General features: G+C 61.1%; 15 protein-coding genes and 1 riboswitch. Of the genes, 13 read left to right on the top strand and 2 right to left on the bottom strand.

Features of this window, described 5'->3' with window-relative positions:
* Positions 1-161 precede the first annotated feature (161 nt).
* The 7 genes from VL130_RS04390 to VL130_RS04360 all read left to right on the top strand — a co-directional run bounded on the left by VL130_RS04390 (position 162) and on the right by VL130_RS04360 (position 7,479).
* Positions 162-1,226, top strand: coding sequence for a ketoacyl-ACP synthase III (locus tag VL130_RS04390; RefSeq protein WP_325361514.1), 1,065 nt, complete (start codon positions 162-164; stop codon positions 1,224-1,226).
* Entirely contained in the window at positions 1,213-2,349 is a 1,137-nt protein-coding gene (locus VL130_RS04385; RefSeq protein WP_325362367.1) for an aromatic ring-hydroxylating dioxygenase subunit alpha, read from the top strand. The genes VL130_RS04390 and VL130_RS04385 overlap by 14 nt, the downstream gene beginning before the upstream one ends.
* The gene (locus VL130_RS04380) at positions 2,346-3,116 is read left to right on the top strand and encodes an SDR family oxidoreductase (RefSeq protein WP_325361513.1); all 771 of its coding nucleotides are present in this window, start codon (positions 2,346-2,348) and stop codon (positions 3,114-3,116) included. Before VL130_RS04385 ends, VL130_RS04380 begins: the two co-directional genes overlap by 4 nt.
* 13 nt (positions 3,117-3,129) lie before the next feature.
* Positions 3,130-4,119: a UDP-2,4-diacetamido-2,4,6-trideoxy-beta-L-altropyranose hydrolase gene (gene pseG / locus VL130_RS04375; RefSeq protein WP_325361512.1), complete on the top strand. Its 990-nt coding sequence runs from the start codon at positions 3,130-3,132 to the stop codon at positions 4,117-4,119.
* Entirely contained in the window at positions 4,112-4,684 is a 573-nt protein-coding gene (locus tag VL130_RS04370) for a GNAT family protein (protein WP_325361511.1), read from the top strand. The genes pseG and VL130_RS04370 overlap by 8 nt, the downstream gene beginning before the upstream one ends.
* A 78-nt stretch (positions 4,685-4,762) precedes the next feature.
* Positions 4,763-5,254: a peptide-methionine (R)-S-oxide reductase MsrB gene (msrB, locus tag VL130_RS04365; protein ID WP_325361510.1), complete on the top strand. Its 492-nt coding sequence runs from the start codon at positions 4,763-4,765 to the stop codon at positions 5,252-5,254.
* A gap of 53 nt (positions 5,255-5,307) precedes the next feature.
* Positions 5,308-7,479, top strand: a complete 2,172-nt coding sequence (locus VL130_RS04360; RefSeq protein WP_325361509.1) for a putative bifunctional diguanylate cyclase/phosphodiesterase — start codon at positions 5,308-5,310, stop codon at positions 7,477-7,479.
* A 69-nt stretch (positions 7,480-7,548) separates the two neighbouring features.
* On the opposite strand, the gene VL130_RS04355 is transcribed toward VL130_RS04360, so the two are convergent.
* Both VL130_RS04355 and VL130_RS04350 read right to left on the bottom strand, forming a co-directional pair.
* Positions 7,549-8,982, bottom strand: coding sequence for an aldehyde dehydrogenase family protein (locus tag VL130_RS04355; protein WP_325361508.1), 1,434 nt, complete (start codon positions 8,980-8,982; stop codon positions 7,549-7,551).
* A gap of 161 nt (positions 8,983-9,143) precedes the next feature.
* Positions 9,144-9,431 (bottom strand): hypothetical protein, encoded by a 288-nt coding sequence (locus VL130_RS04350; RefSeq protein ID WP_325361507.1) that lies wholly within the window; start codon positions 9,429-9,431, stop codon positions 9,144-9,146.
* 42 nt (positions 9,432-9,473) lie between these two features.
* A riboswitch (SAM-I-IV-variant riboswitch) is annotated at positions 9,474-9,579 on the bottom strand.
* A gap of 165 nt (positions 9,580-9,744) precedes the next feature.
* Between VL130_RS04350 and VL130_RS04345 the strand changes: the two genes are divergently transcribed.
* The 6 genes from VL130_RS04345 to VL130_RS04320 all read left to right on the top strand — a co-directional run bounded on the left by VL130_RS04345 (position 9,745) and on the right by VL130_RS04320 (position 19,897).
* Positions 9,745-10,905: a DegT/DnrJ/EryC1/StrS aminotransferase family protein gene (locus VL130_RS04345; RefSeq protein ID WP_325361506.1), complete on the top strand. Its 1,161-nt coding sequence runs from the start codon at positions 9,745-9,747 to the stop codon at positions 10,903-10,905.
* Between the two features lie 244 nt (positions 10,906-11,149).
* A complete protein-coding gene (locus VL130_RS04340; RefSeq protein WP_325361505.1) occupies positions 11,150-12,454 on the top strand; it encodes an ammonium transporter in 1,305 nt (434 codons plus the stop codon).
* 294 nt (positions 12,455-12,748) lie between these two features.
* Positions 12,749-14,221, top strand: a complete 1,473-nt coding sequence (locus VL130_RS04335) for an NAD(P)-dependent oxidoreductase (protein WP_325361504.1) — start codon at positions 12,749-12,751, stop codon at positions 14,219-14,221.
* Between the two features lie 2 nt (positions 14,222-14,223).
* On the top strand, positions 14,224-18,738 hold the full coding sequence (gene gltB / locus VL130_RS04330) for a glutamate synthase large subunit (RefSeq protein ID WP_325361503.1): 4,515 nt from the start codon (positions 14,224-14,226) through the stop codon (positions 18,736-18,738).
* A gap of 129 nt (positions 18,739-18,867) precedes the next feature.
* On the top strand, positions 18,868-19,290 hold the full coding sequence (locus VL130_RS04325) for a response regulator (RefSeq protein ID WP_325361502.1): 423 nt from the start codon (positions 18,868-18,870) through the stop codon (positions 19,288-19,290).
* A 10-nt stretch (positions 19,291-19,300) separates the two neighbouring features.
* Positions 19,301-19,897: a protein phosphatase CheZ gene (locus VL130_RS04320; RefSeq protein ID WP_325361501.1), complete on the top strand. Its 597-nt coding sequence runs from the start codon at positions 19,301-19,303 to the stop codon at positions 19,895-19,897.
* Positions 19,898-19,922: the final 25 nt, after the last annotated feature.

The following is a 19,922-nucleotide window of genomic DNA, read 5'->3' as shown; positions in this document are numbered from 1 at the left end:
CAGTCGAAACGAGATGAAATATTATAAATCAGAAAACGGCGATTCCATGAATTATTCCTTAAACCGCAACGTGCTTTTAGCGCTTATTAACGCTATCGTTCTTAAGTCGTAAGGTGGATCGCACCTGAAATCGGGAAGTGATTCGCCTTAAGGAGCCTATCATGACGCAAGCCACGCTTGAGGGTGTTGCCATCCGCGGAATCCGCGCCTGTGTGCCCAAACAAAGCCGCACCCTGGCCGACGATGACCTGATCCCCGAAGCTGAGCGCGAGCGTCTGATGAAGTCCATCGGCGTTTATTCGCGTCGGGTGGCGCCTGCGGGTGTCCTTACCTCCGATCTGTGTCAGGTGGCGGCCAATGGTTTGCTTGAGCAACTGGACTGGGCGCGCGATACGGTCGACGTGCTGATTTTTGTGACGCAAAATCCTGACTATGTTGCGCCAGCCACTGCCTGCACCTTGCAAACGCGACTGGAGCTGGGTTCATGTCTGGCGTTCGATATCAATCTGGGCTGCTCTGGCTATACCTACGGTTTGTGGGTGGCCGCCTCCCTGCTCAAGACCATCAGCGCATCCGGGCGTCCGGCGCGGGCGCTGTTGCTGGCGGGTGATGTCAGCGGTCCGCGTTTGTTAAATACAGATCGTGGCACCCTGCCGCTGTTCGGTGACGCCGGTACGGCCACCGCGCTCGAAGCCGATCCGGCGGCGGGGGCCATGACGGGCGTTTTTGGCACGGACGGCGAAGGCGCCGCGCACATCATGATCGAGGCGGGCGGCGCGAAAATGCCGCTGATGCCCGATGTCGAACCGTGGGACGCAGCCACCCATGCAGCACTCTACAAGGCCTCCCGCCTCCATCTCAACGGGCCGGAAGTCTTCACCTTTACCCTGAAAAACGTTCCGGCGTTGGTTAAGGCTATTTTCGACGCGTCCGGCACGACGGTCGATGATGTCGATTACGTCGTCTTCCATCAGGCCAACGCCTTCATGCTGGATCACCTGCGTAAAAAAGCCGGTCTGCCGCCGGAGAAGGTGCCGGTGGCGATGGAAACCTATGGCAACACGTCTTCGGCATCCATCCCCCTGACGATAGCGGCGCGCCTGTCCAATGCTTTCCGCACACCGAGGCCGGTGGTGCTGGTCGGCTTTGGCATCGGCTGGTCGTGGGCGGCGCTGAAGCTCGATCTGGGAGCGATGCCCGAGTGTGTCGTCGATGAATATGGATGAGGCCGTGGCGGCTGATGAAGAGACCCTGACTCAGAGGCGAGGCAGCATTTCGCCGGACGCTTACTACCGTCAGGACGTACTTGAACAGGAAATCGACGCCATTTTCAGACCTTCGTGGCTTTGCGTCGGTTTCAAACAGGATCTGGTCCAGCCGCAGGATTTTATCACCACGCAGATCGGCCCGCACAGTATCGTGGTGCAGAATTTCGAAGGTGAGTTGCGGGCTTTTCGCAATGTCTGCGCGCATCGTTTCGCGCGTATTCAATGCGCGGCGAAAGGCAACCGGCCCCTGACGTGCCCCTATCACGGCTGGACATATGACGCGCGCGGACGCCCGGCCGGCATTCCCATGAATCGCCAAAGCTTTGGCCTTAACGATGCCGATAAGGACGCGCTTGCGCTTGAAGCCTATGCGCTGGAGGTGGTGGGGCACTTCGTCTTTGTACGGATGCAGGCTGAAGGCTGCGATCTGAAGACATTTCTCGGCGGCTTTTACGACGATCTGCTGCATCTGTCGCAGATGTGCCCGGATCGTATCGAGGCCGAAAGTTTCGAATGGGAAGCCAACTGGAAGCTGGGCATGGATAATGCCGCTGAGGCCTATCATGTGCCTATGGTGCATCCCGACAGCTTTGGGGCCATCCTGTCGATGGACCTCGACCTGACCACCGAAGGCGACCATAGCCGCTATACGGGCGGCTTACGCGACCGTTCGCTGAAATGGTGGGGCGCCGTCGCCAAGGCAGTTGAGTTACAACGCAGCGATATCTATCCGCAGTATGGCAACTTCCTGATCTTTCCCAATATCATCGCCACTTTTTCCTATGGCGCTTTCCTGACCTTCCAGACGATCGAGCCGGTGGGGCCGCAGACCCTGCGCCTGAATAATTCAAGCTGGCTGGCGCACAATAACGGACGCGCCGCGCGCGATATGGTAGCTGAAACCCTGACAGGCTTCACGCGGCAGGTGCGTGAGGAAGATCAGGCTATCTGCAAGGTGGCGCAGGCGGGCACCCGCGCCGCCGCCTTGAGCCAGCGGCCCGTCCTGGGCGATATGGAAGCCCGTATAAAACATTTTCAACAGGCCTATGTCCGTCATATGCCACCCCGGAGAGCCACATGACAGCCACTGACCCCTTCAACCCGCTCTCCCTGACCGGACGTACCATTCTGGTTACCGGCGCCAGCAGCGGTATCGGGCAGGCCACGGCGGTCTATCTGTCGAAACTCGGTGCGCGCATCGTCGTCACGGGTCGGAATGTTGAGCGGCTTGAGGTCACGCTTGGCCTGTTGCATGGCAGCGATCACATCGCCCGCAGCTTCGATCTGGCCGATACGCCGGGCATCGTCGGATGGCTCAAGGCGTTGTGTGCAGAGATCGGCCCCCTGAACGGTATCGCCCATTGCGCGGGTATTCAGAACACGCTGCCGATCCAGGCCATTTCACCGGCCTTCGTTCAGGACGTCCTGTCGCAGAATCTGGCCGCCACCCTGATGCTGGCGCAGGCTTTCCGTCTGCGGGCCTGCCATACGCCCAGCGCCGCTCTGGTGCTGGTGGCATCCTCTGCGGCGATCCGGTCGGCGCCGGGCAATGTGGTGTATGCAGCCTCGAAAGGCGGCATGATTTCTGCGGCAAAGGGGCTGGGGGTGGAATTGCTGCGTGACGGCATACGGGTGAACGCCGTGGCCCCCGGCATGGTGGAAACGCCGATGTCGGAGCAGTTCAAGATCAAGATTTCCGAGGAAAGATTCCAGAAAGTCATCGATATGCACCCGCTGGGACTGGGACGGCCGGATGATGTGGCGGCGGCTATCGCTTTTCTTTTGGCCGACACGTCACGCTGGATCACCGGCGCCGTGTTGTCCGTTGACGGCGGTTTTACGGCGTGAGCAGGGCGTTGTCATGCGCCTGTTGATCCGCACCGAGGCCTCGTCACGGATCGGCATGGGCCATTTCATGCGTTGTTTCGCCATTGCCGAGATGGCACGGGCACAGGGTATCAAGGTGATTTTCTTGCTCAACGAACTGGGCGAGGCGGCGATGGCGCGGCTGGCGGTCATTGGTGCGCAGGGTGTGCAAGTCGATGGACCACTGGGTGGCGCCGGCGATTTTCTGGCCCTGACGGCGCTCAACCCGACGCGGGATGACTGGTTGCTGATCGATAGTTATCAGGCGACGGAAGACTACATCGCCTTGCAAAAAAACACCGTGCGGGTGGCGGTTCTGGACGATCTAAATGCGCTGGATCGCTTCGATTGCGATCTGATTATCAATCCGGCGCCGGCGGCGCGCGCGGTTGATTATGAACGTAAAAGCCGGGCGCGGCTGGCGCTGGGAGCAGACTACGCCCTGATCCGTAAGGAATTCACGCAAACCTATCCCGCGCCAAACGATGCGTCCTTTATCACGATTATGTTCGGCGGCAGCGATCCAACGCAATTCACCGCCCGTTGCGCGCAAAACCTGCATGAGGCACTGCCGGACGTGCTGATCCGGGTGATCGTCGGGCCTGCCAATGTTCATACGGATGAGCTGGCGGGGTTGGAGCGAAAGCTGGACCGCATGCGTGTCTTCACATCGCCGGACAGCGTGGCGCGGGTTCTGGCGGGCAGCCAACTGGTGATCACGGCGGCGGGCGGTAGTGTCGGCGAAGTGGCGGCGATGGGGCTGCCGGCCCTGGTTCTGGTGGTTTACGATAATCAGGCGGCGGCGTTGAAGGCCTGCCCCTATCCGGCGATCGACGCCCGTACAGGCCTGCCCGAAGATCTGGGCGTGCGTGTCAAGGCGCTGATGGACGATGCCGCCGGGCGAGCGGCTATGGCTCTTAAGGCGCAGGCCGTGGTCGATGGCCGCGGAGCGGAACGGATCGTGGAGATCATGCAATATGTATAAATTCCTGTCCTATCGCCCGGTCGTGCCTGACGACGCCAAAATGCTGCTCGATTGGCGCACCGCCCCGCATGTCACGCAATATATGCTGACCGATGTGCCCTACGATATCGAGCGTCAGGCGGCCTGGATCGAACGCTGCAATGCCCGTGACGACTATCAGCACTGCATCATTCAAATCGAAGGCCGAGATGTCGGCTATTCCTCGATCACCCTCACCGACAAGCGTTCGCAGATCGGCGAAATCGGCGTCTATATCGGCGATCAATCGGCACCTCATGCCCTGACCGCTTATAATTTTGCCGGCACGCTCAACCATGCCTTTTTCAGCATGGGCCTGCACAAACTGGTCAATCATGTCGTCGATTGGAACAGCCGCACCATCCGCACCCAAACCTTTATCGGTTACAGGCATGTAGGGGTGCTGGAAGGCCATGTTTTGAAGGACGGCGCGCGTCACGACCTGCATATTTTCGAGCAATCGGCGGCCCACTGGGCGGAATTTCGTAAAAAATTTGCCCATACAACTAACTGGTGGGGCGAAGAGACCGTATATAGGGGAAGGTAAGAACCTCCACCACCACGCCCTAAGAAGGGCGCCGCCCCCCTTCCCGACAAGCGGGGAGGTACAAGAAAAGGCCTTGTGATGACCAAATCCGCCCTCGGCTTCGACCTTACGCCCCCTACGGCCGAACAGATCAATGAACTGGCCGCTCGCCTCGATCCGGAAGCCCGCCATATTCTGCTCGATCACGGCACCGAACCGGCCTTCTGCGGCAAGTTCGACGAATACGAGGCAGAGGGCACCTATGTCTGCAATCTGTGCGACCTGCCGCTGTTCGACAGCCGCGCCAAGTTCCATTCCGGCTCCGGCTGGCCGAGCTTCTATCAGGGCATCGACAAGGACCATATCCGAAATATCGTCGATCGCTCCCACGGCATGACACGGATCGAGATCCGTTGCGCCCGATGCGACTCGCACCTCGGCCATGTGTTCGAGGATGGCCCGCGCCCCACGGGTCTGCGCTATTGCCTCAATTCGGTGGCGATGGAATTTGTGCCCGAAGGCCAGCCCCTGCCCGACCGCCTGCACCGCGGCGCGCCGGAGGGCGAGGTGCTGATTTTACCGTCCGTGTAAGGAAGAAATTCACGATTTTACCGTAGGGTGCGCCGCTCAAGGGAGGGGCGCACATGCAGAAGCTGTTGCACGGACTACTGAATCTGAAAGCGCGGGCGTTGTTCGGCCTGGTGTTTGCGGCGGGTTTTGCTCTGCTGCTGGCGGTTTTGATTCTGCTGCATTCGTCGCTTGCCATGATCGCCGAAAAGACCAACGAACTGGATAATCAACGCGCCGGCGAAACGGCGCGGGCAGCGATCACCACCTCGATTGAAAACCTGGAAGCGACGGTGACCGACAATGCCGTCTGGAATGGCGCCGCCGAGCAGATGTACATCCACAATATCGACAGCGACTGGCTGTATTCGACCTGGGGCGTGGTGGCGGATGACAGCCATCCCTATGACGGCGCCTTCGTTCTCGATGAAAATGACCGCATCCTGTGGGGCTATCTGCGTGGCCAGCGTTATTCCGATGCCGATCCCAAAGTCTTCGGACCGGGTTTCAGCGCCATGGTTGCCGCCAACCGGCGCCGGCTGGAAAACGGCGAAGGCGCGGTTTCAGGCCTGAGCCAGATGGCCGGTGGACCGGCGATCATCGCCATCAGTCTGATGCGGCGGTCGGATGCCGGTATAGCCGGCCTTGGTGCGAAACGCCGCTACCTGGTCATGACGCGTCATCTGACCGACTCCAAACTGCACGATATCAGCACCAACTTCGGCCTGGCTGGTCTGCGGCTGGTGCCGCCGGGCACACGGGCAGAACCGGCCGAAACCCTGAAAAGCGCGGCCGGCAGCATCGGCCAACTGACCTGGACGCCACGCAAGGTCGGCATGGAAGCGGCGCGCGCGGCATCTGGCGGCATTCGCAAGGTCGCCGGCGTGGCGGCCCTGATTATCCTGCTGTTCACCGCCGCCAGTGCCTTCGGCCTTTACCGGCTGGCGAAAAGCGAGAAACTGGCGCGGTCCTTCGCCCTGACCGACGGTCTGAGCGGCCTGCCGAACCGGCGCGCCCTGTTCGAACTGGTGCAGAAAGCAAAGTCCGGCCGTGGTCCGGTTTACAAGACCGTGGTCTATCTCGATCTCGATGGTTTCAAGGAGGTCAATGACATTTACGGCCACGCCACCGGCGACAAGTTGATCATGATTGTGGCGGCCATGCTAAAGGGCATATTGCCGGAAGGCGCCATGCTGGCGCGCATGGGCGGCGACGAATTCGCCATGGTGGTGACAGGGCCGGAAGCCATGAAGCCGTGCCTCGATTTCGCTCAGGCCATACTTGATTTCTTCGCCAGGCCGGTGCGGATCGGTGAGCGTAGTTTGCAGGTCGGCGCCAGTATCGGCATCGCCGCGGCGGATATCAAACAGGTGCGCAGCCAGGAGCTTTTCCGGCGCGCCGATATGGCCATGTACGAATCCAAGAGCGCCGGCAAGAACCGCATCACCCTCTATGACGCCGCGCTCGACGCCGAACGCCTGCGCAAGGCAGGCATAGAGGCCGGTATTCGCAAGGGGCTGGAGGCGGGTGAGTTCGATGTTGTCTATCAGCCGATCGTCGATGCCCGCACCGGCGTGATCAGCAGTGTCGAGGCGCTGGTGCGCTGGCCGCGCCGTCCGGAAGGACCGATGATGCCGGATCAGTTCATCGATGTGGCGGAATCGAGTGGCCTGATTCATCCGCTCGGCCAGTTTGTGCTGAAAAAGGCGTGCCTCGATCTGGGGTCTGTGCCCGGCCTGCGCCTGAACGTCAACCTGTCCCCGGCGCAGTTCCGCGATCCGGAGCTTGAGGCCAAGGTGGCGAAGACGCTGGAAGAAACCGGCTTCCCGACCGACCGCCTCGAACTGGAAGTCACCGAGGGCTATCTGATCGAAAATCCGGACCGCGCCATAGCCGCCATCGGCAATCTCAAGGCGCTGGGCGTTTCGATGGCGCTCGATGATTTCGGCACGGGTTATTCGAGTATCGGCTATCTGCGCCGCTATGCGTTCGACAAGATCAAGATCGACAAATCGCTGGCCGGCATGGTCGACCGCGATCCGCAGGCGGCCGCCCTGGTGGCCGGTACGGTGGCCATCGCCCAGGCGCTGCATATCTCAGTGACGGCCGAGGGCGTCGAGACCGAGGACCAAGCGCGACTGCTCAGGTTGGCGGGCTGTCAGTATCTGCAGGGCTATCTCTATAGCCGCCCGAAGCCGCTGGCGGAGGTGCTGGAACTGGATATATGCCAGGCATGCGAAGTGGCCTGACCCAATAAAAAACGCCCCCTTGCATTTAAGTGCAAGGGGGCGTTTTCCATTTATCCGTGTTCGGATGGTTTATCCGGCGAACTGGTAGGCCGTCTTGACGATGGTGTAGAATTCCTTCGCATAAGCGCCTTGTTCGCGCGGGCCGAAGCTCGAACCCTTACGGCCACCGAACGGGACGTGATAGTCAACGCCGGCGGTCGGCAGGTTGACCATGACCATGCCGGCTTCCGAACGGCGCTTGAAGGTCTCGGCCGATTTCAGCGACGAGGTGCAGATGCCCGCCGACAGGCCGAATTCGGTGTCGTTGGCGACCTTGATGGCTTCTTCCAGGTCCTTGACGCGGATGACCGAAGCTACGGGTCCGAAGACCTCTTCCTTGTTTATCGACATGTCCGGTGTGGTCTTGTCGATCAGGGTCGGGGCGTAATAGTAGCCGGGGGTGCCAAAGGTCAGGTCTTCGCCGCCGGAGAGCACGACGCCGCCTTCAGCCTTGGCCTTGGCGACCGCGTCACGGGCGATGGTGAGTTGTTCCTGCGAAGCGATCGGGCCCATCTGGACGCCGTCAGCGCGCGAATCGCCGACCTTGATGGCCTTGGCGGCTTCGGCAAGCTTGGCGACGAACTGGTCGGCGATGCCTTCGGTGACGATGATGCGTGACGAGGCCGTGCAGCGGTGACCGGAGGAGAAGAAGGACGAGTTCAGCACCGAATTGACGGCGATGTTGAGGTCGGCGTCATCAAGCACGACGACGGGGTTCTTGCCGCCCATTTCGCACTGGACGCGCTTGCCCTTGGCGACCGCCTGATCGCGGACGCGGGTGCCGGTCGGCACGGAGCCGGTGAAGGAGATGGCGTCACAGCCGTCGATCAGCAGTGGGCCGGCGACAGAACCGCGGGCGAAGACCACGTTCAGCACGCCCTTGGGCAGGCCGGCGCGGTTAAGGATGTCGGCCAGTTCCCAGGCGCAGCCGGGGGTCAGTTCGGCGGGCTTGCAGACGACCGTGTTGCCGAAGGCGATGGCCGGGGCCATCTTCCAGGCCGGGATGGCGATGGGGAAGTTCCACGGGCAGATCAGGCCGACGACGCCGACCGGCTCACGGGTGATTTCCACCTTGACGCCCGGACGGACGGAATCGAGCACTTCGCCGTGGGCGCGCAGGGCTTCACCGGCGAAATATTTGAAGATGTGACCGGCGCGGGTGACTTCGCCGATACCTTCCGGCAGGGTCTTGCCTTCTTCGCGCGACAGAAGCGCGCCGAGTTCGGCCTTGCGGGCGAGGATTTCGGTGCCGGCGTTGTCGAGCACGTCGAAACGCTGTTGCGGCGTCGAGAACTGCCAGGTCTTGAAAGCTTCGCGGGCGGCGGCGATGGCGGCGTTGACTTCGGCTTCGCCAGCGGTCGAATAGGTGCCGATGATGTCGTTGGTGTCGGACGGGTTGATGTCGTTGAAGGTCTTGTCGATGACGACCCATTCGCCGTTGATCAGATTGCCTTTAGTGGTCATGGCCGAAGCTCTCCTGAGGGATGTGTGTGGCATTATAAACAAGCACTGGGACGGCTCTATAGGCCGTTATGGTAGCGCTCACAAGGGAATGTTGTGCGCCTCTATATAGTCAGACAATAGCGCTTTGTCACCGGCGTGAGGCCCCGATTTTGAAATAATTCTCATAAGCGGCTGATCATGTGTTCGACCTGTACGCCCATGACGTCCGGCAAGGCGGCAAGCCTGTCCGTCATGCGGCGCGCCTCCCCCGGAGTCAAGCCCGTCAACCGGACGCGATACTGGAATGTATCGGCCAAGCGCGATTGCTTATACCCGCTGATAGGGCTGTCGATCCATGCAGCAATATCAAACGGCACAAACGTGGTCAGGGTGATAATGTGATGAAGTGTGCCGGCCAGTTCGGCGGTCATCAGGTCATCGGGTTCAGTAAAAAGAGTACGCGCGTTCAAGTCTCAAGCCCTTAAAGCTCAGGTCTCGAAAGGGAAATAAAGACAGTCCCGTTTCGTTGCCGGTCATCGGCCACATCGCTCGGTGAGGAGCCGCCACCTTGCCGGGGAAGGCAGGTTGGCGCGGAAGGGTCCGCTCTTGATGCGTGGTCTCTATATCGCCGCCCTGTGACGGCTTCAAGTAAAATCGTATACGTTTTTGTTAACGGCCATTTTATTGAAACCTTGGGAAACGCCTTTTGAGGTGCATTGCGTCCATATGCTGGTAAAGCGCATGTGACGCCGAACTGGGCGCAACTGTTGAAGGCTTATCCCCATGGCTATTCCGTTTATCGACCTTGGCATCCAGCGCGAACGTATCGGCGCGAAGATCGAGGACGCCGTTCTCAAGGTGATCAAGCACGGCGCCTATATCATGGGGCCGGAAGTCAAGGCGTTCGAAGCTGACATGGCGAAATTCGCTGGCGCCAAGCACGCGCTTTCGTGCGCCAACGGCACCGACGCCATCGAACTGATCCTGCTGGGCCTGGGTGTTGGCAAGGGGGACACGGTGTTTGTGCCGGCCTTTACCTTCGTCGCCACCGCCGAGGTGGTGCCGATGACCGGCGCCGAGCCGGTGTTCGTCGATATTCAGGCTGATACCTACAATATCGATCCGGTGAAGCTGGAAGCCGCCATCGAGGCCGTGCTCAAGGAGGGTCGCCTCAAGCCGGCCGCCATTATCGCCGTTGACCTGTTCGGCCAGCCGGCCGATTACCCGGCCCTGTCGGTCATTGCCAAAAAATACGGCATCCATCTTATCTGTGACTCAGCCCAAGGCTTCGGCTGTACCATCGATGGTAAACAGCCGCTGGAATGGGCTGTGGCGACGGCAACCAGCTTCTACCCGGCCAAGCCGCTCGGCTGTTATGGCGATGGCGGCGCGGTGGTGACCAATGATGATGCCCTGCTGGAGCGCCTGATCTCGTTCCGTGTCCACGGCGGCGCCACGCCGACCGATGCGGCGACCATGAACTACACCCACGAAGCCAAGTATCTCAATGTGCGTATCGGCATGAATTCGCGCCTTGATACCATTCAGGCGGCGGTGCTGGTCGAGAAGCTGGCGATCTTTGGTGAGGAAATCGCCCTGCGCCAGAAAGTGGCCGCCCGTTATAATGAGCTGCTCGGTGGCAAGGTGATCTCGGTGCCGCATGTCCGGTCCGGCTATGTCTCGACCTGGGCGCAATATACCATCGAGCACGCCAATCGCGACGCCCTGCAACTGCATTTGCGCGAAAAAGGCGTGCCGTCGGCGGTCTATTACCCGATCCCGCTGCACCAGCAACCGGGCTACAGCATGTTCACCTCCGGCTCCGGCGATCTGGCGGTATCAGAGGCCAAGTCGAAGACTGTGATCAGCCTGCCGTTCAGTCCGTATCTCGATGAAGCGACGCAGGATGAGATCGTGGCGGCGGTGTTGTCTTTTAAGGGCTAGGAAACAAACTGACTCCCGCCTTAAACAATATGACGGAGCGATGCGGTATTTTGCTATTGGGTCGGAAAATTTCCCAAAATTAGCGAGAACGTTGATAAATTTTTTCTTTCCAAGCCGATAATCTTCCGCTATGGACAAAAAAATACCCTCTATCTCGCGTGTGCACACACACACGGACTATTGTCCGTGCCCGGAAAGCGGCGTGTCGGGTAAGCTTTGAATTTCTAAGGAGACGAAAAACCAGATGGCGTTCATTCAGGTCAGTGCAGCGGCGGCAACGGCAGAAGCGGCGAAGCCCGTTCTGCTGGCGCATCAGGCTGCGCTCGAACTGAACGGCGGCGATGCCGGCTGGATGCTGGTCGCCACCTGTCTGGTCCTGTTCATGACCCTCCCGGGCCTGGCGCTGTTTTACGGCGGCATGGTGCGCAAGAAGAACCTGTTATCGACGCTGGCGCAATCGGTCGCCGTGTCGGTAATCGCCTCGGTCATCTGGATTTTCATCGGCTACAGCCTGGCTTTCGGTGTCGGCGGTGGTGACGCGGGCAGCTTTCTCAACAAGATTATCGGTGGTTTCGATATCGCCCTGCTGAACGGCGTGCGGCTCGATACGGCTTACAAGGCCGCGCCGAACCTGCCGGAATATCTGTGGGTCGCCTATCAGATGACCTTCGCCATCATCACGCCGGCCCTGATCATCGGTTCGATCGTCGAGCGCATGAAGTTTTCGGCCTTCTGCGTCTTCATCGCCCTGTGGAGTCTTCTGGTCTATGCGCCTATCTGTCACTGGGTCTGGGGCGGCGGTTTCCTCGGCCAGATGGGCGTGCTCGATTTCGCCGGCGGCGCCGTTGTCCACGTCAATTCCGGGGTCGCCGGTCTCGTCGCCTGTCTGGTCATCGGCAAGCGCAAGGGCTTCGGCCGTGACAACATGGCCCCGCATAATCTCGGCTATACCATGATCGGCGCCTCGATGCTGCTGGTCGGCTGGATCGGCTTCAACGCCGGTTCGGAATGGGCGGCGGACAGCCGCGCCGCGGTCGCCATGCTCAACACCATCGTCGCCGCCATGACCGGCGCGATCGGCTGGATCATCCCGGAATGGATCGAGCGCAAGCAGCCGACCCTGCTCGGCATGGTTTCGGGCATTATCGCCGGCCTGGTCGCCATAACGCCGGCGGCCGGTTTCGTCACGCCGGGCGGCGCGCTGCTGATCGGCCTGATCACCGGCCCGGTCTGTTACCTCGGCTCGACCTATGTGAAGAACATGTTCCGATACGACGACAGCCTCGACGCGTTTGGCGTCCATGCGGTCGGCGGCTTTACCGGCGCGCTGCTGACGGCGGTTTTCGCCAATACAGACATAAATCCGGCGGGCGCCGGCGCCAGCGTACTCAAACAGTTGCTTGGCCTCATCGTGGTCATCGGCTGGAGCGCGGTGATAACCTTCCTTATCCTCATGGTCTGCAAATACACAACAGGCCTTCGCGTAACAGAGGAAGAGGAGATCGAGGGCCTCGATCAATCGCAGCATGGGGAGACCCTGCACGGATAAAATCAAAAGGCTGAAAAGCTGGACTGAAATTCCCCCCTTGCGATTGACCTCAAGGCCACCCGATACGGGCGCTCAGAGATCAGCCGAGGGGGTTTGCATGTCGGGTATCAGGCAGGCAAACAAATTACAAATGATACAATAACGGCAAATATGTCATCTGTGGTAAAAAAGCTGACAGACATGGGCGCCGGAATGGATTTGAACTTTTCTTTGTGAGGGTTTTGCGCTTTTTGCAACCCTTGCTGAGAGTATCGGGCCTTAGCGGGTCGCTTCGAGTAAGAAGAAGGTAGTGAGATGGATACGAACCGTTTCGTGATTGAAGTCAAGAAGACGCCGGCGAAGTCCGATGCGAAGACACGCACCGGCAACTTCAATGAAATCTATGCCGACTTCAAACCGACACAGGCGGCGCATCAGGCGTCTCGCTGTGCGCAGTGCGGCGTCCCTTTCTGCCAGCACGGCTGCCCGCTGTCGAACAACATCCCCGACTGGCTGCGTCTGACCGCCGAAGGCCGTCCGCAGGAGGCCTGGGAACTGTCGTCGGCTACCTCGACCCTGCCGGAAATCTGCGGCCGCATCTGTCCTCAGGACCGCCTGTGCGAAGGCTCGTGCGTGCTGGAGCAGTCCGGCTGGCAGAATGTCACGATTGGTTCCGTAGAGCGATATCTTGGCGATATGGCGTTTGAGAACGGCTGGATCGAACCGATCAAACCGGAAGTCGAACGTGCGCAATCGATCGGCATCATCGGCTCCGGCCCGGCCGGCATAGCCGCCGCCGACCGCCTGCGCACGCTCGGTTACAAGGTCACCATCTATGACCGCCATGACCGCGCCGGCGGCCTGCTGGTTTACGGCATTCCGTCGTTCAAGCTGGAAAAGCACGTCGTCGCCCGCCGTACCGACCGCCTGGCCGATTCAGGCGTCGAATATGTGCTGAACTGCGATATCGGCAACGATGTCAGCTTCGATGATCTGCGCGAAAAGCACGACGCCATCCTGATCGCCACCGGCGTCTACAAGGGCCGCGCCCTCAGCGTGCCCGGCTGCGGCTCCAGGGGCGTGGTCGCCGCGCTCGACTACCTCACCATGTCCAACCGCCAGGGCTTCGGCTACGAGGTCGATCCGTCCGCCGAGGCGCACCTCGACGCCAAGGGCAAGACCGTCGTCGTCATCGGCGGCGGCGACACGGCTATGGACTGCGTGCGCACCGCTATCCGTCAGGGGGCGAAATCGGTGTCCTGCGTCTATCGCCGTGATCGCGCCAACATGCCGGGTTCCGACCGCGAAGTCGCCAATGCCGAGGAAGAGGGCATCCGTTTTGAATGGCTGTCGGCTCCCAAGGCCGTGCTCGGTGACGCCGAAAAGGTCACCGGCCTGAAAATCCAGCGGATGCGCCTGACAACACCTGACGCGCAAGGCCGCCAGGGTATCGAGGACATCGCCGGCGCTGAAACCGACCTGCCGGCCGATCTGATCATCGAGGCCCTGGGTTTCGAGCCGGAAAACATGCCGGTGATGTTCAACGAGCCGCGCCTGGAAGTCACCCGCTGGGGCACAATCCAGGTCCATGCCGGCGAGTTTCGCACCATGGTCGATGGCGTTTTCGCGGCGGGCGATATCGTCCGCGGCGCGTCGCTGGTCGTCTGGGCGGTGCGCGAAGGTCAGGATGCGGCCGCCGACATCCATCACTATTTGCAAACTGAATTACTTGTGACGGCCAACGCCAATGGCGAGCCTTCCTCCTATGAACTGGGAGCCGCGGAATAATCATGACCTCTTTTGACTCGTACAAGCACTACAAGGATCAACGCCAGCGCCTGATCGACGGCCACGCCTACGATCCGGAATCCGAAATCTCGGCCTGCGGCGTCGGCGTTGTCTGTTCCATCGACGGCTCGCAAAAGCGCGAAGTCGTCGAACTGGCCGTCAAGGCGCTGAAAGCCCTGTTCCACCGGGGCGCGGTCGATGCCGACGGCAAGTCGGGCGATGGCGCCGGCATCATGATCAATGTGCCGCAGGCCTTCTTCCGCAAGCAGGTCGAAAATATCGGCCACAAGCCGCGCTCCGGCCCGATCCTCGTCGGCCAGGTCTTCCTGCCGCGCACGGATCTCGGCGCCCAGGAAACCGCCCGGACCATCGTTGAATCCGAAGTCCTGCGCTCCGGCTTCTTCCTCTATGGCTGGCGTCAGGCGCCGGTCGATGTGACTCAGCTTGGCGAACGCGCCATGGCGACGCGTCCGGAAATCGAGCAGGTCATGATGGCGGCGCCCGAAGGGCTGGAAGGCGAGGCGCTGGAACGCGCCATGTTCCTCTGCCGCCGCCGCATCGAAAAGCGCGTCGATGAAGCGCATCTCGGTGATTTCTATCTCTGTTCGTTCTCGGCCAAGACCCTGATCTACAAGGGCATGTTCCGCGCCGAGTCGGTCGATGACTTCTATCTCGACCTGAAGGACCCGGACTTCGTGTCGAGCGTCGCCATCTTCCACCAGCGTTTCTCGACCAACACCTTCCCCGAATGGCGTCTGGCCCAGCCCTTCCGTATGCTGGCGCACAACGGTGAAATCAACACCCTGCGCGGCAACATCAACTGGATGAAGTCGCACGAGATCCGCATGGCCGCCACCACCTTTGGCGGTGAAGCGCATGACGTGAAGCCGGTGATTCAACCGCGCGGCTCCGATTCCGCCGCGCTCGACAATGTGTTCGAACTGCTGGTCCGCGCCGGCCGTTCGGCCCCGATGGCCAAGGCCCTGCTGATCCCCGAAGCGGTCGGCAAGGACGATAATGTCTCCGAAGCCAACAAGGCGCTCTACGCCTATTGCAATGCCGTGATGGAGCCGTGGGACGGTCCTGCCGCCATCTGCGCCACCGATGGCCGCTGGGTCATCGCCGGCAAGGACCGCAACGGCCTGCGTCCCTTGCGCGTCACCGAAACCAAGGACGGCCTGCTGATCGTCGGTTCCGAAGCCGGCATGACCGGCGTGGCTGAGGAACGCGTTGCGCGCCGCATCCATATCGCGCCGGGCCGCATGATCGCCGTCGATCTCGAAGGCGGCAAGCTCTATGGCGAGGATGAAATCATCGACGCCCTGGCTCAGAAGCACAACTATTCGGGCTGGCTGGAAAACATGGTCAATCTCGAACCGCTGATCATGCCTGGGCCGGAACCGCGCGCCTATCACGGCGAGGAACTGCACCGCCGCCAGATCGCCGCCGGCTTTACGCTCGAAGACCTCGATACGGTTCTCGATGCGATGGTCAAGGACGGCAAGGAGGCCATCGGCTCGATGGGCGACGATACGCCGCTGGCCGTGCTGTCTGAGCAATGGCGTCCGATCGCGCACTATTTCCGCCAGAACTTCGCCCAGGTCACCAATCCGCCGATCGATCCCCTGCGTGAAGCGCAGGGCATGTCGCTCAAGACGCGCTTCAAGAATCTCGGCAATATCTTGGCCGAGGATGAGGCCCAGACCGATGTCTTCGTGCTGGAAAGTCCGTTCCTCAGTACGCTGATGTACCAGCGCATGATCACCTTCGAGAATGTCGGTCATGTCGCCAAGCTCGACTGTAGCTTCGCGGTGCCGGCGGAAGACGCGTTGCCGGGCGCTGGCCTGAAAGCCGCCCTGGAACGCCTGCGCGATGAGGCCGTCAAGGCCGTCAGCGAGGACAAGGCCAGCATGATCGTCCTCAGTGATGAGGCCTTGTCCGCCGGCCTGATGGGGGTGCCGATGATCCTGGCCGCCGCCGCAGTCCATTCGCGGCTGGTGCAGAAGGGCCTGCGCTCTTTCGTCTCGATCATCGTCCGCACCTCGGAAGCGATGGACCCGCACACCTTCGCGGTGCTGGTCGGCGTCGGCGCCACGGCGATCAACCCTTATCTGTCGCTGGAAATCCTGCAAGAGCGCCTCGCGCAAGGGCGTTACGAAGGCTTCAACGAGCATAAGGCCTTTTCGAACTACAAGAAGGCCATCGAGGCCGGCCTGATGAAGATCCTGGCCAAGAAGGGCATTTCGGTCATCTCCTCCTATCGCGGCGGCTATGAATTTGAAGCGCTCGGTCTGTCGCGCGCACTGGTGGCGGAATATTTCCCCGGCGTGACCTCGCGTATCTCCGGCATCGGCCTCAGCGGCATCGAACAAAAGCTGACCAAGCTGCACCTCAATGCCTGGGCGAAAAAGCCGGTCACGGCCATCGGCGGCTTCTACAAGATGCGCGCCGCCGGCGAGACCCACTATTACCAGCCGAAGCTCATCCACCTGTTGCAGGACGCCACGACGCGCGACGATTACGAGGTCTTCAAGAAATATTCCGGCCTGATCGCCGGCATGTCGAAGACGGCCCCGACCAGTCCGCGCGACCTGCTGGCCTGGGAATCGAAGCTGCCGCCGATCGCCATCGAGGAAGTCGAAAGCGTCAACGAGATCCGCAAGCGTTTCGTCACGCCCGGCATGTCGCTCGGCGCGCTCAGCCCCGAAGCGCACGAAACCCTCAACATCGCCATGAACCGCATCGGTGCGCGATCGGTTTCAGGCGAAGGCGGGGAAGACCCGGAGCGCTATCACCGCCGTCCGAACGGCGACAACCCGAATTCGCAGATCAAGCAGATCGCCTCGGGCCGTTTCGGCGTCACCGCGGAATATCTCAACCAGTGCCGCGAAATCGAAATCAAGGTGGCCCAGGGCGCCAAGCCCGGCGAAGGCGGGCAACTGCCCGGCTTCAAGGTCACCGAGTTCATCGCCCGTATGCGTCACTCGACGCCGGGCGTGGGCCTGATCTCACCGCCGCCGCACCACGACATCTATTCGATCGAAGACCTGGCCCAGCTCATCTATGACCTGAAACAGATCAATCCGCGCGCCCGCGTCACCGTCAAGCTGGTGTCGCAATCGGGTATCGGCGCGGTGGCCGCCGGCGTGGCCAAGGCCAAGGCCGACGCGATCCTTGTCTCCGGCAATGTCGGCGGCACCGGCGCTTCGCCGCTGACCTCGGTCAAGTTCGCCGGCCTGCCGTTCGAACTCGGCCTGTCGGAAGCCCATCAGGTGCTGACGCTCAATAATCTGCGCGGCCAGATCCGCCTGCGGGCCGATGGTGGTATGCGCACCGGCCGTGACATTGTCATCGCCGCCATGCTTGGCGCTGACGAGTTCGGTATCGGTACGGCCTCACTCGTCGCCATGGGCTGTCTGATGGTGCGCCAGTGCCAGTCGAATACCTGCCCGGTCGGGGTCTGCGTGCAGGATGAACGCCTGCGCGCCAAGTTCACCGGCACGCCGGACAAGGTGATCAACCTGTTCACCTTCATCGCCCGCGAAGTGCGCGAAATTCTGGCCTCGCTCGGCCTGCGTTCGCTGGGTGAAGCGACCGGCCGCACCGACCTGCTCCAGCAGGTGTCACGCGGCGGGGTGCACCTCGATGACCTCGACCTGAACCCGCTGCTGGTCCGTGTCGATCTCGATCCGGGCGCCACCATCACGCGCTATGACGAGATCAACGAGGTTGCCGATACGCTCGACGCCCAGATCGTCCGTGACGCCGCCTACATGCTGGAACGCAAGGAAAAGATGCAGTTGACCTACGATGTGCGCAACACCATGCGCGCCGTCGGCACCCGCACCTCGTCGCACATCGTCAGCAAATACGGCAATTCGCTCGATGAGGGCCACCTCAAGCTCGAATTGCTCGGTTCGGTCGGTCAGTCGCTCGGCGCCTTCGCGGTCAAGGGCCTGTCGATCAACCTGATCGGCGAAGCCAACGACTATGTCGGCAAGGGCCTCTCCGGCGCCACCATCGTCATCCGTCCGAAGGCCTGGCAGGAAAACCAGGCCCTGGCCGGCAACACGATCCTCTATGGCGCGACCTCCGGCCAGCTCTATATCGCGGGCACGGTCGGTGAGCGCTTCGCCGTCCGCAACTCCGGCGCGACCACCGTGGTCGAAGGCGTCGGCGCGCATGGTTGCGAATATATGACCGGTGGCGAAGTCATCATCCTCGGTAAGGTCGGCGCCAATTTCGGCGCGGGCATGACCGGCGGCATCGCCTATGTCTACGATCCGAACGCCGTGCTGGCGAACTATATCAACCCCGAAGGCATTACTCTGCGCCCGGTGCCGGACGCCAGTGTGGCCCGCCTGAAGACGCTGATCGCCAGCCACCTTGAGAAGACCCTGTCGCCACGCGCGCAGGCCATTCTTGACGACTGGGACAACAGCCTGAAGGCCTTCGTTGAGGTCATGCCCAACGAGATATTGGCAATCCAAGCTGCGCAGGAAGCCAAACGCGCCTAAAACAGAAAAGCGGCTCCTATCCGGGGCCGCTTTTTCGTATGATGAATCGCCTCCGCCGGGTCGCGTCCTAACCATATGTTAGGCATTTACCCGCTCTAATAGTATACGTTAGTGAGTAAGGGGCGAGTTATGGCGAGACAAGTGCTGATACTGGAGGATAGCCGGACCCAGGCGATCATTATCAGCAAGATGTTCCAGCGCGCCGGTTACGAAGCGGTCTGTGTGACCAGCATGTCCGAGGCGCTGAACCAGCTCAGCACACAGGCCTTCGACCTGCTGGTGCTCGATGTCTTCATCGAGAGCCACAACACGCTCGACGATCTCGATATTTACCGCGAACTGGCCCCGCAGGTGCCCATCGCCATCATGACGGCCGGGCAGATCGACAATCCGGATGCCGGCGCCACGGCGCTCAACAAGGCGCGCCGCGCCCGCGTGAAATTCCTGCTGCCGAAGCCCTTCTATTTCGATGACGTCAAGCAGGTCTGCGGCGATGTCGATGCCTACTGGGCGCAGGGCGAAAACGTCGAAGCCGTGACAGCCGCGCAGTAAGCCCATTTTCATGTCCGCGTTTCCCCCTTTCCGCCGTCCTGATCCTGACGGCGACATGTCCCGCCTTATGGACCTGATGCAACATTCCGAAACCCTGGTCGGACTGCTGCACAGCTTTTACACACAGCTCGATACCCGCCGCTCGCAGGACTTTCAGGCGATCGCCGACTCGATTGCTCAGGCACGGGCGGAGATCAGCGACCTGAATCCCAACGGTGCTTTTTCCAATGCGGGCGCCGAACTGGCGGCGATTACGCAGGATACCGAGCGCGCCACGAACGCCATCATGACGGCGGCGGAAACCGTTATGGCTATGGATGCCGCCGATCCGCAAATGGCCGGCCGCATTACCGATGAGGTGATGAAGATGTTCGAGGCCTGCGCTTTCCAGGACATTACCGGCCAGCGTATTTCCAAGATCATCCGGCTGTTGAACCAGATCGAGGCGCGGGTCGCCGATCTGGCCGCCGCTGTCGGCATGGGTGAGGAAGTGGCCGTGGCGGAATTGACGGCCGCGGAACTGCGTGCCCAAAATCTGCTGCTCAATGGCCCGGCGCTCGATGGCCCGGAAACGAACCAGGCGGATATCGACGCACTGTTCGCTTAATGCGCTCAGAGGCCGCGCAGGCTCG

The organism is Asticcacaulis sp. (genome assembly GCF_035497195.1).
Classification (GTDB): Bacteria; Pseudomonadota; Alphaproteobacteria; order Caulobacterales; family Caulobacteraceae; genus Asticcacaulis.
The sequence above is the reverse complement of the archived record's forward strand: the minus strand, read 5'-3'. Positions and strand labels throughout refer to the sequence as shown.